Origin of the sequence: uncultured Shimia sp., from assembly GCF_947498095.1 — a bacterium.
Lineage (GTDB): Bacteria > Pseudomonadota > Alphaproteobacteria > Rhodobacterales > Rhodobacteraceae > Shimia.
This window is the reverse complement of the sequence record NZ_CANMJE010000004.1, coordinates 1-15,480: the sequence shown is the minus strand read 5'-3', so window position 1 is coordinate 15,480 and position 15,480 is coordinate 1. Positions and strand designations below refer to the sequence as shown.

Annotated in this window: 15 protein-coding genes and 1 pseudogene; 6 read left to right on the top strand and 10 right to left on the bottom strand. The window is 57.9% G+C overall.

All coding sequences use genetic code 11. From position 1 onward, the window contains the following. Positions 1 to 12 precede the first annotated feature (12 nt). From Q0932_RS08845 to Q0932_RS08835, 3 genes are read right to left on the bottom strand one after another with little or no spacing between them, the layout of a single operon-like run. On the bottom strand, positions 13 to 1,116 hold the full coding sequence (locus Q0932_RS08845; protein WP_299351504.1) for an ABC transporter ATP-binding protein: 1,104 nt from the start codon (positions 1,114 to 1,116) through the stop codon (positions 13 to 15). Beyond that, on the bottom strand, positions 1,117 to 1,947 hold the full coding sequence (locus tag Q0932_RS08840) for an ABC transporter permease (protein ID WP_299351502.1): 831 nt from the start codon (positions 1,945 to 1,947) through the stop codon (positions 1,117 to 1,119). After that, complete coding sequence (locus Q0932_RS08835; RefSeq protein ID WP_299351500.1) at positions 1,944 to 2,810, bottom strand: ABC transporter permease; 867 nt, start codon at positions 2,808 to 2,810, stop codon at positions 1,944 to 1,946. Before Q0932_RS08835 ends, Q0932_RS08840 begins: the two co-directional genes overlap by 4 nt. Positions 2,811 to 3,019: 209 nt before the next feature. Here Q0932_RS08835 and Q0932_RS08830 point away from each other — a divergent pair, with 209 nt between their 5' ends. Together Q0932_RS08830 and ppk2 are read left to right on the top strand one after the other, a co-directional pair. Next, positions 3,020 to 4,507 (top strand): trimethylamine methyltransferase family protein, encoded by a 1,488-nt coding sequence (locus Q0932_RS08830; RefSeq protein ID WP_299351498.1) that lies wholly within the window; start codon positions 3,020 to 3,022, stop codon positions 4,505 to 4,507. A gap of 88 nt (positions 4,508 to 4,595) precedes the next feature. Further along, entirely contained in the window at positions 4,596 to 5,393 is a 798-nt protein-coding gene (gene ppk2, locus Q0932_RS08825) for a polyphosphate kinase 2 (RefSeq protein WP_299351496.1), read from the top strand. Positions 5,394 to 5,440: 47 nt separating this feature from the next. On the opposite strand, the gene Q0932_RS08820 is transcribed toward ppk2, so the two are convergent. Together Q0932_RS08820 and Q0932_RS08815 are read right to left on the bottom strand one after the other, a co-directional pair. Continuing rightward, positions 5,441 to 6,250, bottom strand: coding sequence for a class I SAM-dependent methyltransferase (locus tag Q0932_RS08820; protein ID WP_299351494.1), 810 nt, complete (start codon positions 6,248 to 6,250; stop codon positions 5,441 to 5,443). A 93-nt stretch (positions 6,251 to 6,343) separates the two neighbouring features. Continuing rightward, the gene (locus Q0932_RS08815; protein WP_299351492.1) at positions 6,344 to 7,906 is read right to left on the bottom strand and encodes a trimethylamine methyltransferase family protein; all 1,563 of its coding nucleotides are present in this window, start codon (positions 7,904 to 7,906) and stop codon (positions 6,344 to 6,346) included. A 123-nt stretch (positions 7,907 to 8,029) separates the two neighbouring features. Between Q0932_RS08815 and Q0932_RS08810 the strand changes: the two genes are divergently transcribed. After that, positions 8,030 to 8,650, top strand: coding sequence for a TetR family transcriptional regulator C-terminal domain-containing protein (locus Q0932_RS08810; RefSeq protein ID WP_299351490.1), 621 nt, complete (start codon positions 8,030 to 8,032; stop codon positions 8,648 to 8,650). A gap of 4 nt (positions 8,651 to 8,654) precedes the next feature. Then, a complete protein-coding gene (locus tag Q0932_RS08805) occupies positions 8,655 to 8,840 on the top strand; it encodes a CTP synthetase (RefSeq protein ID WP_299351488.1) in 186 nt (61 codons plus the stop codon). On the opposite strand, the gene Q0932_RS08800 is transcribed toward Q0932_RS08805, so the two are convergent. After that, positions 8,837 to 9,601 carry an alpha/beta fold hydrolase gene (locus Q0932_RS08800; RefSeq protein ID WP_299351486.1) on the bottom strand — a complete coding sequence of 255 codons (765 nt, stop codon included), beginning with the start codon at positions 9,599 to 9,601 and terminating at the stop codon, positions 8,837 to 8,839. The genes Q0932_RS08805 and Q0932_RS08800 overlap by 4 nt on opposite strands. Before the next feature lie 89 nt (positions 9,602 to 9,690). Between Q0932_RS08800 and Q0932_RS08795 the strand changes: the two genes are divergently transcribed. Then, positions 9,691 to 10,065 (top strand): hypothetical protein, encoded by a 375-nt coding sequence (locus Q0932_RS08795; RefSeq protein WP_299351484.1) that lies wholly within the window; start codon positions 9,691 to 9,693, stop codon positions 10,063 to 10,065. Here the strand turns inward: Q0932_RS08795 and Q0932_RS08790 are convergent. The 3 genes from Q0932_RS08790 to glyA form a co-directional block, all read right to left on the bottom strand. Further along, positions 9,982 to 10,851, bottom strand: coding sequence for a DUF817 domain-containing protein (locus Q0932_RS08790; protein WP_299351482.1), 870 nt, complete (start codon positions 10,849 to 10,851; stop codon positions 9,982 to 9,984). The two genes, Q0932_RS08795 and Q0932_RS08790, sit on opposite strands and share 84 nt — an antisense overlap. Before the next feature lie 242 nt (positions 10,852 to 11,093). Continuing rightward, complete coding sequence (locus tag Q0932_RS08785) at positions 11,094 to 11,969, bottom strand: LysR substrate-binding domain-containing protein (RefSeq protein ID WP_299351480.1); 876 nt, start codon at positions 11,967 to 11,969, stop codon at positions 11,094 to 11,096. Between the two features lie 352 nt (positions 11,970 to 12,321). Then, positions 12,322 to 13,614, bottom strand: coding sequence for a serine hydroxymethyltransferase (glyA, locus tag Q0932_RS08780; RefSeq protein WP_299351478.1), 1,293 nt, complete (start codon positions 13,612 to 13,614; stop codon positions 12,322 to 12,324). A 178-nt stretch (positions 13,615 to 13,792) separates the two neighbouring features. On the opposite strand from glyA, the gene Q0932_RS08775 reads away from it, so the two are divergent. Beyond that, positions 13,793 to 14,554, top strand: coding sequence for an NAD kinase (locus Q0932_RS08775; RefSeq protein WP_299351476.1), 762 nt, complete (start codon positions 13,793 to 13,795; stop codon positions 14,552 to 14,554). 147 nt (positions 14,555 to 14,701) lie between these two features. On the opposite strand, the pseudogene Q0932_RS08770 reads toward Q0932_RS08775, so the two are convergent. Further along, positions 14,702 to 15,480: pseudogene (locus tag Q0932_RS08770) on the bottom strand (IS30 family transposase); the annotation flags it as partial.

The window sequence follows — 15,480 nt, the reverse complement described above, 5'->3', positions numbered from 1 at the left end:
TCCCGCGTTCACTTATTCGAACAGTACGATAGACTCGGCACCCCAACCTACAGAAACTTTGCTGCCGGCTGGCAGGACAGAACGCCCTGCAGTATTGCGCATGGAAATGGTCACGGGATCACCGTCACCGGGCAGTTTCACCTCGTAGTAAGTCATATCGCCGTAATAGGAGGTGCCGGTGATTGACCCTTCAACGGTTCGCTCGGCGGTGTCGGTGTCGTCCATCAGAACCGTCAGCATTTCGGGTCGGATGCCAATGGCGTCCACCTCGGAAGGGGTCAACCCTTCGGGCGCGATGTCGCGCGGTACTGTGATCTCTCCCAGCGCATCAATTTGGATCGTGAGTGTCTCTGCGTCTTCGCGGGTCAGCTTGGCCGACAGAAAGTTCATTACCCCAATGAACGAGGCCACGCGCTTGGTGCGTGGACGACGGTAGAGACCTTCAGGCGAGTCCAACTGGGCAATCTCACCCTCAAACATCACCGCGATGCGGTCCGACATGATCAGCGCTTCTTCCTGGTCGTGGGTGACGAGGATAAACGTGATGCCAAGGGATTGCTGCAACGAGCGCAGTTCAACCTGCATCTGGTCGCGCAGTTTCTTGTCGAGCGCAGACAGTGGTTCATCCAGCAGGATCACCTTGGGCTTCATGACCAAAGCACGGGCTAGGGCCACACGCTGGCGTTGGCCACCTGACAGTTCATGCGCGCTGCGGTTCCCAAGACCTCGCAGGTCAACCATCTCCAGCGCTTTGTCCACCTCTGCCGCGATCTCAGTCTTTGGCATCTTGCGGGTTTTCAGACCGTAGCCCACGTTTTCAGCAACGCTGAGATGCGGGAAAATCGCGTAGGACTGAAACACCATGTTCGTCGGGCGCTTGTTGGCAGAAATTCCTGCCATTGGTTTGTCGTCGATCTCAATCGCTCCGGTCGTTGGCTCATCAAAGCCCGCGATCATGCGCAACAGCGTGGTCTTGCCGCAGCCCGAAGGCCCCAAAAGCGAAAAGAACTCGCCTTCGCGGATTGTCGCATTGATGCCCTTCAGCGCCTGAAATGTGCCGAAGGTTTTGGTCACATCGCTCAGAACGATGATGTCGTTGGTGTCGGTCGCGGTCATTTACATGAATCCTCCGGCAGATGCTTCGATGCCTTGCTTCTTGGCCGATCGACGGCGGAACCATTCCGCCATGATCAGCAGAATGACGGACAAGGCGAGCAGGATTGTTCCCAAGGCCATGACCGAGGGCAATTTCGTAGGGAAGCGCAATTGGCTCCAGATATAGACAGGCAGGGTGACATCTGTGCCGGTCAGGAAAAACGCGATGATGAATTCATCCAGCGAGATGGTGAAACAGATCAACAGGCTTGAGACCACGCCGGGCATCACCAGCGGCAAGATCACCCGGCGGAAGGTGCCCCAGCGGGTTTCACCCAGATCGAACGAGGCCTCTTCGAGGCTGTTGTCCAAACCTTGAAACGCGCTGGACAGGATGGCGATAGAAAAGGGCGTGCAGATCAGGATGTGGCCCAAAATCACCGTCCAAAGCGACAGCGACATCCCAAGCTGCATCAGCAACACCAGAAGTGAGACCGCAACGATGATCTCGGGCAGCACCAGCGGCAGCATGATGAACCCCATCACAGGGCGCTTGCCCGGAAACTTGTAGCGCGCGGCCGCGCGTGCGGCGCAGGCGCCCAGCGTCGTACTCAGAACTGCGGTGGAGATCGCCACAATCGCGCTGTTGCGAACGGCGGCATGCAGCGCCTCGGTCTCCCAGAGAACTGTGAACCACTGCGTCGTGAAGCCTGTAAGAGGAAACGAGATGATGGTCGCATCGTTGAACGCAAACAGTGGCAACAGGACCACGGGTGCGTAAAGAAACAGCATGTAGACCACGGCATAAACCGCGAGCCACCGGGCAGAGAGGTATTTGCCAAGCCGGGTCATTCCGTGCGCCCCCCCATTTTCTTGCCTACAAGGTAAATCACAAGACTGATTGCCGCGACGATCACCATCGACGAGATCGCCAAAGCCGCGCCAAGGGGGGCGTTGTTGGCTTTGCCGAATTGGATCTGGATCATGTTGGCGATCATCAGACCATCGGTGCCACCCACCAGACGGGGCGTGATGAAATCACCCACGGTCGGGATCAGCACGATCAGCGTGGAGGCGATGACACCCGGCATTGCCAGTGGCAGGGTGATCCGAAAGAACCGGCGCACCGGGCCATCGCCCAGATCTTCGGCAGCCTCCAGAAGCGAACGGTCGATTTTTTCCAGCGCAACAAAGATCGGCAGGATCGCAAAGGGCGCCCAGGCATGGGCCAGCGTCAGCACCACCGCATTAGAGTTATAAAGGATAAACGTCAGCGGCTCATCAATCAGCCCGACTTGCATCAGGGCAGTGTTCAACACGCCGTTGAACCCCAGAATAACCTTCCATAGGAACACCCGCAGCAGGTAGCTCGTCCAGAATGGCACGGTGATCAGGAACAGCCAGAGCGCTTTGCGTTTCTTGACATGGAACGACAGGTAATAGGCGATCGGAAAGGCCAAGAGCACTGTGACAACCGTCACCATCAACGAGATTCGCAGCGAGCGCATCATCAGAACCTGATAGATCGGCTTGCTCCAGGCTTCGCGGTAATTGTCCAACGTCAGCGTGGTGTCGATGTCCAGATAGTTCTGTGTCCAGAAGCTGAACGTCACCACCATCGCCAGCGGTGCGGCCAGCATCAACAGGGCATAGAGCGCTGTCGGGCTGAGCAGGGTCAGGCCCTGCCGGGCTTCTTTATCGAGTGTCACGCCCATCGTCGGGGGATCCTCTTGCTGTTTTTGATCTTTGCATCGGGCCACGTTTGACGCATCCGGGCAAGATTTTGTTCATTTTTAATACAGGAGAATCTCGATCCGGCAACAAATTTATTTGAGCGCTCAAAAAAATATTGCCCAGAATGCGGACTTCCGGCTAGTCTGTCACGAACACAAATTCTTAAAAAATGGTCTAAAAGGATGCCGCCATGCGCCGTGGACGTGCCCGTAAAGTCGCTGAGCCAACAGAAATTCAACGCCCAAATACCAGTCACTTTGGACCGACACCTGCCTATGGGCCCATGTCGAATGCCGAGGTGACCAAGGTCATCGATACGGCGGTTTCTTTGATGGCAACCTCGGGCATTGTGTTTGAGCCGGGTACAGAGGCGGACGATCTATTGGCCGCTGTCGGATGTGAGCTGGGCGAAGACGGCATCGTGAAAATCCCCGAGGCTGTCACACGCAAGGCGCTGCAAACCGTGGCGCGGGAAACCGTGCTTTTTGATCGCAATGGCGACAATCCCGTCACGATCAGCCCGCATCACACCATCTTTATGCCCGGCATGACGAATATCGGCGTCTTTGACGAAGAAACAGGCGAACCGCGCCCCTCGACCCGCGAGGATCTGGCGGCGATCACCCGTCTTTCGGACGGTCTGCCCAACATCGATGCGATCTGTGTCTCGGTTAAGAATATCGCCGATTCCACGATGCATGGCGAAATCGATGAATTCGTCTGCATGATGGAGAACACCACCAAACCGCTCGAGTATCTGTGTGAATACCCCGAGTCTCTGGAGGCCGTGATCGAGATCGCCAGTGCGGTGCGGGGTGGGGCCGAGGGCCTGCGTGCCAAACCCTATTTCTTTCACCTTGTGACGCCGCTGCCGGTCAGCTTTGCGAGCATCCACATTGACCAGATCATTTCAGCCGTCCGCGCTGGCGTCCCGGTGGGTGTTGGCACGCTCTCAATCGGCGGCGCGTCTTCCCCGATAACGCTTGCGGGCTGTCTGGTGCATTGCCTGATGACCGATTTTGCGGCCATCGTTCTGGGTCAATTGGTCCAAGAGGGCAGTTTTTGCATGGGGGGCTCAGACGTCTTCTTTATGGAGCCTGCAACCGGCGCCATCGGCAGCTTTTCCCAGATGACCATGGGGGATATGGCCGCCGCTCAGGCCCGCCGGAGCCTCGGCTTTCCATCGCTCACCGCCTCGGGGGGATGCACGGTCGCGCGGCGCTTCAATCAGGATGCGGTCTGGGAAATTTCGGCCAGTACCATGAACGTCTTTTACCACCGCCCGGCCACCGTCGATTACCTTGGCTCGCTCGATCAGGGTCTGACATTCTCTGAGGTGTCGCTGTTGTTCAGTGACGATCAGGCCGGGATGCTGCGCAAGATGTGGGAAGGGATCACTGTTTCGGACGATCAGATCGGCACTGACCTGATTGATAGCCTTGGCCCCAAAGGACAATTCCTTGCCGAACAGCACACCGTCGATAATTGCCGCACACAGGTGTGGAACTCGCGGTATCTTGGACCCAACACCCCCCTCAGCAATGGAGGTTTGCCGGATCTGGACCTGTTTGAGCGCATCGAACTGGATCTCGCCGAACGCCGCGCTGCCCCACCACCTCCCGCACCAGCGGATGAGGTGATGCAGGTGGCAAAGGACGTGCTGTCGCGGTTCAGATAGGGTCTGATCAAACCTAGCGTTTTGCCGCATTCTCGGAATGCCTCAGCTTTGTTAGCCTGCATGCATTGTCTGGTTAGGAGAGTGTGTTGTGACCCGAAAGATTTCGAATAAGGCCTATGAGGCCGAACTCACGCGGCTACAGATCGAACTGGTGAAGCTGCAGGAGTGGGTCAAACACACCGGCCACCGGGTTGCCATCGTCTTTGAAGGCCGCGACGCGGCGGGCAAGGGTGGGACGATCAAGCGCATAACCGAAGCCATGAACCCGCGTGTGTGTCAGGTGGTGGCGCTGCCTGCGCCAACGGAACGCCAGCAAACGCAGTGGTACCTTCAACGCTATGTAGAGCATTTGCCAGCTGCCGGTGAGATCATCATTTTTGACCGGTCTTGGTACAACCGGGCAGGCGTGGAACGTGTCATGGGGTTCTGCACGGACGAAGAGTACAAAGAGTTCATGCGCAGTTGCCCCGAGTTTGAACGCATGCTGGTGCGGTCGGGCATTCAGCTGGTCAAATACTGGTTCTCGGTCAGTGACGAAGAACAGGAACGCCGCTTCCAGAAACGCCTGACCGATCCGACCAAGCAATGGAAGCTCAGCCCGATGGATCTGGAAAGCCGCAAGCGCTGGGTCGATTATTCCAAGGCCAAGGATGATATGTTCTCGCATACCGACATCAAACAGGCACCTTGGTACGTGGTGAATTCAGACGTCAAGAAACATGCCCGGCTGAACTGCATCAACCATCTCTTGTCACTGATACCCTACGAAGATGTCCCGCGCGAGCCTGTGGTGCTGGACGAACGCCCGCCACAACGTGGCTATGTGCGCCCACCGATGAGCGACCAGACCTTTGTGCCAGAAGCACATGGAACGCTGATGGCCTAGAAGTAATCAGGATGGCCGGCTCTTCTTAATAGCGGAAGGGGAAGGCGTCAGCCGGCCTTTCTCAGCACAAGCGTGTAGCTCATCGGCAATCCAATATCCGAGTGTTCGACATTCCACCACGTGTTGGAAATGTGGTTTGGCAATTCCTCAAAGTGTTCTACGGCCAACCCGCCTTTGATGGCGGCCATGAAAATGTCCGAGAGTTTATGGCTGAAAGACACGTTCGGTGTCGCGTCATAGGCCTCGCCGCCATAGTAGTCCAATCCTGACGCATCCACATAGGGGTCGGTTTTAAAATAGGACAACTCCCATTCAAACGGGTCGCCCACTTGCCCCGGTTTCACCATCACGAGAATGGGATGGTGTTCATAGATGAACACCGCGCCTCCGGGTCTCAGCAGTTTTTCGATGGATGCAAAGAACCCATCAATGTCGGGCATCCATCCCAGAACTCCGATTGTGATGACCGCCAGATCAAAGCCACCGTGAAACTCTGCGGGGATGTCATAGGCGTCACAGCAGACAAACTCGGCGTCGCTGCCTGCGGCCTCAGCCAATTCGCGCCCCTGTTCGACGAACCCTTCTGCGCCATCAAACCCGACACATCGCGCCGCGCCCATCCGCTGGACCGACAGCAACTCGATCCCGTTGTTGCAACACACCTGCGCGACGTCTTTGCCCGCCACGTCCAAGCTTGTCAGGGCCTTGGTGGCGGTTGCGTCAAGAAAGGAAAACTCGGGATCCTTGAACGCCTCGATGAGGCGCGCCTGATTGTGCTTGGCATGAATGGGCGCAACTTCTTCCCAGGCCGTACGGTTGGTGCTGGTATAGGCCGAGGTCTCGGATGGTTTTGTCATGTCGCGCCCTTCTTGCGATCTTCAGGGTTTGACCCAAAAGGAACAGCAGTCTCACGTCAAAGGCAAGGGTAGGCACAAGATTGCAGAGAGGTGTTATCCCACCCGCATTCGCGAGCGCTCCAGCTTAATCGGGAACCTTTCGCGGATGGCCTTGTCGATATCGGCCGGGATCGCGTTTACGGCGTGATCTGCCAAGAGCTTTCCGGCCACTTCATGGGCGCGTTCGTCGATTGTCTTGGCACCTTCCGCGATCCAGACCTGTTGCGACGTGCGGTCGGCAGTCTCTGGATAGACATATTCGGTCTCCATCGACTTCAGCGTGTCGCCTGCGCCAAGGTAATGGCCTTCGCCCAGAACGGTGGCCTTGATCACATCAACGCTCAGGGTTTCTTCGCTGACCTCAATGCCGCGCACCACGCGCTGCGCCATGCCCAGCATGTCATTGTCGATCACCAGAGCCTCGAACGAGCAGCCCATCAGGCTGGCCATCATGCCCGCCGATTCCAGCACGCGGTTGGCGCCAGCCAGTCCTGCCACGACCGAGGTGATGCCCTTTTCATAACCCATCTGTGCGTCGGGCATCTTGGCGTCGGACATTGAGGCCGCAACCGTGGTCGGCAGGTCATAAAACCGCCCAATCTGGGCAATCGCCGCCATTGACACGGCGACCTCAGCCGAGCCGCCTGCAAAGGCTCCGGTGCGCAGGTCCACTGCAAAAGGCCACGCGGCAAAAGACATCGGACAGCCCGGACGCACCATGTTCACCACGCAGAGACAGGACAGGGCTTCGGCCACAACCTGCACCAAAGCACCTGCCAGAAACGAGGGCGCCGTGGCCCCGGATTGCGGCGCGATGGCGATGTCGTTGACCAACCCAAGGCGGCTGGTGGCAACCAGTACATCAAGGTTCTCTTGCGCAAACCGCAGGGGGGAGACGATGGGGCAACCGCCAAAACTCACGAAAGGCCGCTCGCGAAACTTTTGCTCAGACCCGGCGACCATCGCGTACATTTCCATCGCGGCTGGAATCGACTCGACTGTGTTGAACGTGTGCTCCACTGGCTTCGTCGTGCCCGCGAGTACCGCGTAGACCACGTTGATATCATGCTCGTAGAGGTCGGCGATTTCGGTCGGCACCACGGTCTGACCGAACTGGTGGATATTGGGCAATGCATCCACCACGCGGGCGGTGTCATAGAGATCAACCAAGGTAGAGGGGCGATAACTGCGGCTTTTGTAGTCGAGGATCGAAACCGCCTCGCCACTGGTGCAGTAATTCACTTTGTTGCCGCCCACATGCACGTCCGCATGGGCCGGGTCGCGGCTGTAGACAACATATTCCCGTGCCGCTTTGGTCAGCAGGTCTTCGACCAGCGACCGTGGAAAGCTGAGGCGCCCGTGCGCATTCAGGTGACAGCCCTGAGCGGTGGCAATCTCGATCACCTCGTCGGTGGCGTCGCCAATGCCGACGTCTGCCAAAATATCCAGCGCCGCGTCGTGGATTGCCCGCAGGTCATGATCACTCAGCGGATTATAGGTGCCACCTTCAAGTCCGGCACGTACGGCTTGGCGGGTGTCGTCGCGGACAGATTCACGCATTGCAACACGGGCAGCGCGGCCTCCGGAACGGCGCGAACGGGCAGGGTTTGCGGTCATGAGTCATCCTCTGGTCACTGGTTCAGATTGCGTCTTAGCAGCTTTTTGAGCGATCAGTCAATTTTTCTGAGCAACTACTCAAAAAAAGTTGAATAGGTCGCCACTCTGGTGCTAAAAAGCAGCATGCCAACAAAGACAGTGACAGACGAAGATTCTCCCACCAGTGCTCGCATGAAAGCCCGTATCCTAAGGGCTGTCGTGGACGTGGTCGCAGACCATGGACTGAGCGCAACGACGCTTGCACGGGTCGCTGACACCGCAGGCGTCAGCCAGGGCGTGCTGGTGTTTCATTTCAAATCCAAGGCGGGGTTGTTAAACGCCACCTGTCGTCATCTGACAGAAGACTACGTCGCACTCTGGCAGCCGATTCTGGCTGAGGCCGATCCGGCGCAACGTGTGATCGGACTGGTTGGGGCGGACTTTCACGACAGCATCTGTGCGCCGGCACAATTGGCGCTGTGGTTTGCTTTTTGGGGCGAGAGCGCCGCGCAGCCTTTGTATGACGACATCTGCCGGGCAGAAGAAGAACGTCGCGCAGCAGCGATGCGTCAAGCCTGTCGTGATCTGGCACAACAGATCGCAATCCCTGATCCGGACATGTTGGCGACTGCAATCGACGGGTTTACCGATGGTCTATGGCTGCAAATGCACCTGCAACAAGGTGCGCTCAGCCCGGATCAAGCACGCGACATGGCGCTCAGCCACCTTGCCATGCTGGTACCTGCCTTGGCTGAACGGATGTAACCACATGCTAAGACTGTCCCTAATCCTGCATCTCTTTATCGGAGCCACCTTGTCCGGCGTGGCCGTGGTTGCAGCGCTGATCGCAGGTGTGGCGTCACTCTGGGCGATACTTGACGCAGCCTTGGCTGGTTATGTGATCGCCTTTCCGGTGTCCCACATCATTGCCCGCAAGCTCTACGACAACGGTTAAACCGCTTTGCTCAGCCAAGCCTGCACGGTCTGAATGAACTCGCGCGGTTTTTCCGCATGCAGCCAGTGTCCGGCGCCTGCGATCTTCACATAGCGCGCCTTGGGGAACAGCTCGCGAATGATGGGGCGATGCTCGGGCAAGACATAGTCTGAATTGGCGCCGGACAGGAACAACGTTGGCCCGTCATAGCGGCCTGTGATCTCTGGAAAGCCCAGAATCTTAGGCATCTCTGCCTCAAGCACATCCAGATTCAACCGCCAGCGCCGTTCTTTGACGTCCAAAGACTGCGTGAAGAAACTGCGCAGGGTCGGGTCTTCGATGGTGGCGGCCAGCTGATCCACGGCGTCAGCGCGTTTTGCTACGCCGTTGAGGTCAACCGAGCGCATGGAGTCGATGTTCTGGTTCTGATCGTGCTTGTAGGGGATTGGCGCGATGTCCGCCACGATCAGGCGGTTGACCAGGTCAGGGCGCTGCAAGGCCAGAACCATTGCCGCCTTGCCGCCCATGGAATGGCCCAGCACGTCCATCGGCGCGCCTTGGGTTTCGATCACCTCAGCGAGATCTCGCGCCATATCTATGTAGTCATGGCTGTCATGCCACGGGCTTTGGCCGTGGTTACGCTGGTCAACGGACACAACGCGCCGCTCTGGTGCCAGACGTTTTGCGACGGCGCCCCAATTGCGGCCCGACCCAAATAGCCCGTGAACGATCAAAAGGTCCGGTTGCTCGGTCGATGAGCCATATTCAAGCATATTCAGCATGGCATTCTGATACCGCGCCTTGCCAGATCGCACCAGCCCTGTTGAGATGGCTTTGCATCAGCGGTAAATAGGCGCCAAGGAGACCGCTTGTGATTGATCCGAACGAACTGCACCGTCGCATAGACGATCTAACCCAGCTGGCCGGGGAAAAGTTCGGGTTCAAGGCCAAAAGCCTTGCGCGAGCCATGAAAAAGATCGGTCGCCGCTTGCCCCCGCGCGCGCATAAACAGGCGGCCATCCTGATCGAGGCCGAAGACCGTGCAGGTCATCCGAAACTGTCGCGTATGCTGGATGCTCAGGCCATAGACCGCGCCTTCGGCACGCTAGAGGCCGCGCTAAAACAGATCGACCCGGCGGACCGTCGCAAGGGCATGGTTCTGTCAACGCTGGGCATGGTGTCTTTCAATCTGATTGTCGTCTTTGTCATCGTGATGGCGGTGCTTTTGTGGCGCGGTCTCTTGTGACCACGGCTTGGCAAAGAGCATGTCCCGGAACACAAGCGTGACGGTCACAAAGCTCACGTACAGCAAGAGATACCAACTGCCCATCTTGGCCAGGCTCACCCAATCCGATGTGGATTGCCCGGTGTAGAGCCATGTCTTGGTGGCCGTTCCGACATTTTCCGCAAGCCACAAAAAGATGCTCGACAGAAAGGCCGCCAAAGGCAGCGGCATCCAATAGTCGTGCTGGCCGATCCGGTACCAGATTCGCGTGCGGGCAAAGATCAACAGAGTGGCCGCAAATAGCCCCAACCGGATGTCCGGCAAAAAGTGATGCGCAAAGAAATTCACGTAGATGCCGATTGCCTGACAAACGGTGATCCAAAACGGCGGGTAGGGTGCAAAGCGCATGTCAAACAACCGGATCACCCGCGCCATGTACGAACCAACCGAGGCATACATGAACCCCGAATAGAGCGGCACGCCCCAAAGCTTCATGATCCCGTCGCCGGGGTAAGACCAACTGCCGGCATGCACCTTGAAGATCTCCATCGTAGTGCCCGTCAGATGGAACAGCAAAATGACCCGCGCTTCGCGCAACGACTCAAGCCTGAACATCAGGAACACGCCCTGCAGACCCAAAGCCCACAACAACAATGCGTCGTAGCGGGCGATGATCCAATCCTCCTGCCAGATCCGTGCGGTCACGATCATGGCGATCAACAACAACCCGCCAAACAGGCTGGCCCAGCCCTGTTTCAACAGGAACATGACAAACTCGGCCACTGCAAATGGCAATCGGGCGCGCATCCAATCGCCCAGGCTTCGTTCAATCTGTCGTGTGCGGGAGGGAGCTCTTGTCATGCCCAAGTGTTAGCGAGCACCCATCGCGCCTGCAATCCATGTCCGCCCCTTCATTTTGGCAAAAAACTTCGGGGCAGACGCCGAAAGGCTTAGGTGCGTTACTGGCTTTTGGCTTGCTGACCCTGAGCCTGATCAACGCGGTCAAATACCGCTTTGGCAACTGGGTTTCGGCCCGGGTGTTTTGCGTTTCACGACCGGGCGGCAGACAGGATCCATTTTGAAAACGCCTTTTGCCGCGCGCTCTGTGCGCCGGGTAGGGATATCAGATAGTAGCCAAGGTCTTTCACTGGCAGACGGCAAATTCGTATCAATGTGCCGTTGGCAACTTCTCGCTCCACAAGTGATTTGTGATGTACGGACACCCCCAACCCAGCCAAAGTGGCCGACAGCACAAGCTCGTTGGTTTCCAGAACGGTCATGTCGACTTGGCCAAGGTCCAGGCCGGCATCCTCAACGACACGTCGCAATTCCAGCGTATGAGGCTCCATGATCCACGGCAGCGCGCCAGCTTCAGGAAGACCCGACAGGTTTCGTTCTTGCAACAACCCAGGTGCTGCCACGATCCAGAACTCTCCACGGTTCAGCAATTGGTTATCCAGCCCCTTCCAGCGCCCGTCTCCAAAACGGACCGCCATGTCAAAGCCATCGCGTCGCAGATCAACCAAAGCCGTGCTTGGGTTTATGTTTATTCTGATGTCCGGGTGCGCTTGCCAGAAACTGCCGATCCGGGGCATCAGCCAGTTGGTTGCAAACGAAGGCGTCACACTGACGTTCAGAGGGTGGATTTCCTTCTGCCGTTGCAGCGTCGCGACCCCTTCGGCAATGATGGCGAACCCCTCACTCAGGTCCTGAGCCAGCGCGCGTCCTGCATCGGTCGTGGCGACACCGCGCCCTGACCTGTGCAGCAGCGGTTCTGCCAACACCTTTTCAAGCTGCCGCACATGCTGCGCGATGGCTGCGTGTGTGACGTTCAATTCCCGGGCTGCGGCGCTAAAGCTGCCGTGCCGGGCGGCGGCTTCAAAAGCACGTAATGCCGAGAGTGACGGTAGTGCAGACCAATCCATAATGTAATCTCAACTTACAGTTTGGAAATCATATTGAATGGAAGAATTCAGAAAAGTCCATAAATTGTTATGCAGAAACAGAAATGGAGTATGAAAAATGATTGGAATACTTTCAAATGCATTCCGTGTTGCCGCACGGGAAAATCGCTGGGGGGTCCGGTGATTTCCCACGTAGTTCAGAAGAGCTTCTCCCGAACCATTGGCGCCAGCGATCGCGCGAAAGGTTTGCACGCCGGTCGCACGTAGATCGGTTTGAGGAGATTGAATTCCCCAAGCTCGCACGTCGGTGAACAGAAACAAAAAAAAACGCCCGACCATTTGGCCGGGCGTCTGTAACCTAAATCCAGAAGGGTCAGAGGTTGGGATACATGGGGAACTTGGCGCAGAGGGTTGCGACTTCGGTTTTGACCTTGGCTTCGACGGCGCCGTTGCCGTCTTCGCCGTTGGCGGCCAGGCCTTCGACCACTTCGATGATCCAGTCGGCGATCTGGCGGAATTCGGCATCACCAAAGCCGCGCGTGGTGCCGGCGGGGGTACCGAGGCGAATGCCCGAGGTCACCATCGGCTTTTCCGGGTCAAACGGGATGCCGTTCTTGTTGCAGGTGATGTGGGCGCGGCCCAGAGCCTTTTCAGTCGCGTTGCCCTTAACGCCCTTGGGGCGCAGATCGACCAGCATGACGTGCGTATCGGTGCCGCCGGTGACGATGTCGAGGCCGCCCTTCATCAACTGATCCGCCAGTGCCACGGCATTGGCACGCACCTGCTGCTGATAGGCCTTGAACTCAGGCCGCAGCGCTTCGCCAAAGGCCACGGCCTTGGCCGCGATCACATGCATCAGGGGCCCGCCCTGAATGCCGGGGAAGATCGCCGAATTCACTTTCTTAGCGATGGATTCATCATTTGTGAGGATCATGCCCCCACGCGGACCGCGCAGGGTCTTGTGCGTCGTGGTGGTGGCCACATCGGCGTAGGGGAAGGGCGAGGGATGCTCGCCTGCGGCTACCAGTCCGGCAAAGTGTGCCATGTCGACCATGAGATAGGCCCCCACCGAGTCCGCGATCTCGCGGAACTTGGCAAAATCGATCTGACGCGGGATGGCCGAACCACCGGCGATGATCAGCTTGGGCTGGTGTTCTTTGGCCAGCGCAGCAACTTCGTCGTAATCGATGCGGTTGTCGTCCTTGCGCACGCCGTACTGGATGGCGTTGAACCACTTGCCCGACTGGTTCGGGGCGGCACCATGGGTCAGGTGACCACCCGAGGCGAGGTTCATGCCAAGGATCGTATCGCCCGGCTGGATCAGCGCCTGGAACGCGCCCTGGTTGGCTTGCGAACCCGAATTGGGCTGCACATTGGCAAACTCACAACCAAACAGCTCTTTGGCGCGGTCGATGGCGAGGGTCTCGGCCACGTCGACATACTGGCAGCCGCCATAATACCGCCGCCCGGGATAGCCTTCAGCGTATTTGTTGGTCATGACCGAGCCTTGCGCCTCCATCACGGCGGCCGAGACGATGTTCTCAGAGGCAATCAGCTCAATCTCGTCGCGCTGACGGCCCAGCTCAGCTGTGATCGAGCCAAACAACTCAGGGTCACGGGTGGCAAGGGTCTCGGTGAAAAAGCCGGCGTCGCGCGCTTCGGTCATGGGATCAGCTCCAGATCAGAGGTCAGTTGGCGGCTTTCGTAAAGGAAACGAGGGGTCGGGAAAAGGCCTGATTGCGACTCTAAGTCCGGCAAGAACGTCCCCTCTGGCACCTTGAGGTCAGATGTGTTTCCATCTGACGAAGTTCGACGGGTATCGGAAACAGGAATCAGGGCCGAACATGTCCAAGAGAATCGCCTTTCTGGCCAGTGACGCACCGGTGGCGCAGACCGCTCGTGCCGCCCTGATCGCGCGCTACGGGGACACCGCTCCCGAGGCAGCCGATGTGATCGTCGCCTTGGGCGGGGACGGGTTCATGTTGCAAACGCTACACGGAACCCAGAACCTTGCCGCCCCGGTCTATGGAATGAACCGCGGCACAGTTGGTTTCTTGATGAACGAATACTCGGAAAGCGATCTGCCAGAGCGGCTCGAGGCGGCTGAGGAAGAAGTGATCAACCCGCTTTCGATGCAGGCGACCTGCATGGATGGTTCTGTGCATGAGGCGCTGGCCATTAACGAGGTCTCGGTGCTACGGGCGGGCCCGCAAGCGGCCAAGCTGCGGATCACCATCGACGGGCGGCTGCGCATGGAAGAGCTGGTCTGCGATGGCGCGCTGATTGCCACCCCCGCCGGGTCCACTGCCTATAACTATTCCGCCCACGGGCCGATCCTGCCCATCGGGTCTGACGTGCTGGCACTGACCGCTATTGCGCCCTTTCGCCCGCGTCGCTGGCGTGGTGCCTTGGTGCCCAAGGCCGCAACGGTAAGGTTCGAAATCATCAACCCGGAAAAACGCCCGGTGATGGCCGAAGCCGACAGCCGTGCCGTACGTGACGTGCGCGCCGTCGAAATCCGGTCCGAGATGGCCGTGCAACACCACATCCTGTTCGACCCCGGCCATGGTCTGGAAGAACGGCTGATCCGGGAACAGTTTGTGTGAGTATGGGGCGTCGGGTTTGCGGACATTACTGTCGTTCGCTGCCCCCGCTTGATTTCCGCTGCGTCTGTGTGGGCTCTGGGCGGTGTGACAGGTTGCTTAGCCGACGTTCGCTGTGCGATACTTGAAGGACTGCTACGCGGTGCGGTTTCAACTGGTCGCTTCAACACAGGTCTCGAATTTCTCTGCTGGGGTTTGGTATTGCATGGTCTTTTGAGGTCTCTCGTTGAGCTGGCGAGCGACTGCGCTCAGCTCTGCTTGGCTAAAGCCCGATATATCAAGGCCTTTGGGGGAGTATTGACGAAGAAGCCGGTTGGTATTTTCGTTACTCCCTCTTTGCCAAGGGGATTGAGGATCGCAGAAGTAGACGTCGATCTTTGTGGCCATTGTGAACTTGCGGTGCCCGCCATCTCAGATCCACGGTCCCAGGTCAGCGACCGATACAGATCCTTCGGTAGCTTGCGCGCTTGCTTGATGAGGGCTGTAATGACGCTTTGGGTGTCCTTGTTCTCCACTTTTGCCAGCATCACAAAGCGGGAATGGCGCTCGACGAGCGTGGCGATGTAACTGTTGTTTGACCCTACGATCAAGTCGCCTTCCCAGTGGCCTGGGATAGCCCGATCCTCGACCTCAGGAGGGCGCTCGCTGATCGGAATTGCATCCTTGATCTTGCGCAGCTTGAGACCCTTTTGGGTGGCATGGCGAGACCGCCGATTGGCACGGGGACTGCGTAGACATTCCTGCAATTCCTTCTTCAAAACACCACGGGTCTGCAAATAAAGGCTGCGGTAGATCGTTTCGTGTGACACACGCTCTCGCTCTTCGTCGGGGTGCCTGCGCATCAACCATCCCGCAATCTGTTGTGGGGACCACTTCAGACGCAGCTTTCGGGCAATGAACCGGCACAGGGGTTCGTTGAATGAGAGTTT

Coding starts and splice junctions, on each gene's coding strand:
- Q0932_RS08800 (WP_299351486.1), bottom strand. CDS start 9,601: ATGCTGAATATGCTTGAATATGGCTCATCGACCGAGCAACCGGACCTT.
- glyA (WP_299351478.1), bottom strand. CDS start 13,614: ATGACCGAAGCGCGCGACGCCGGCTTTTTCACCGAGACCCTTGCCACC.
- Q0932_RS08815 (WP_299351492.1), bottom strand. CDS start 7,906: ATGACCGCAAACCCTGCCCGTTCGCGCCGTTCCGGAGGCCGCGCTGCC.
- Q0932_RS08805 (WP_299351488.1), top strand. CDS start 8,655: ATGCTAAGACTGTCCCTAATCCTGCATCTCTTTATCGGAGCCACCTTG.
- Q0932_RS08820 (WP_299351494.1), bottom strand. CDS start 6,250: ATGACAAAACCATCCGAGACCTCGGCCTATACCAGCACCAACCGTACG.
- Q0932_RS08810 (WP_299351490.1), top strand. CDS start 8,030: ATGCCAACAAAGACAGTGACAGACGAAGATTCTCCCACCAGTGCTCGC.
- Q0932_RS08790 (WP_299351482.1), bottom strand. CDS start 10,851: ATGCGCGCCCGATTGCCATTTGCAGTGGCCGAGTTTGTCATGTTCCTG.
- Q0932_RS08845 (WP_299351504.1), bottom strand. CDS start 1,116: ATGACCGCGACCGACACCAACGACATCATCGTTCTGAGCGATGTGACC.
- Q0932_RS08835 (WP_299351500.1), bottom strand. CDS start 2,810: ATGGGCGTGACACTCGATAAAGAAGCCCGGCAGGGCCTGACCCTGCTC.
- Q0932_RS08775 (WP_299351476.1), top strand. CDS start 13,793: ATGTCCAAGAGAATCGCCTTTCTGGCCAGTGACGCACCGGTGGCGCAG.
- Q0932_RS08785 (WP_299351480.1), bottom strand. CDS start 11,969: ATGGATTGGTCTGCACTACCGTCACTCTCGGCATTACGTGCTTTTGAA.
- Q0932_RS08830 (WP_299351498.1), top strand. CDS start 3,020: ATGCGCCGTGGACGTGCCCGTAAAGTCGCTGAGCCAACAGAAATTCAA.
- Q0932_RS08840 (WP_299351502.1), bottom strand. CDS start 1,947: ATGACCCGGCTTGGCAAATACCTCTCTGCCCGGTGGCTCGCGGTTTAT.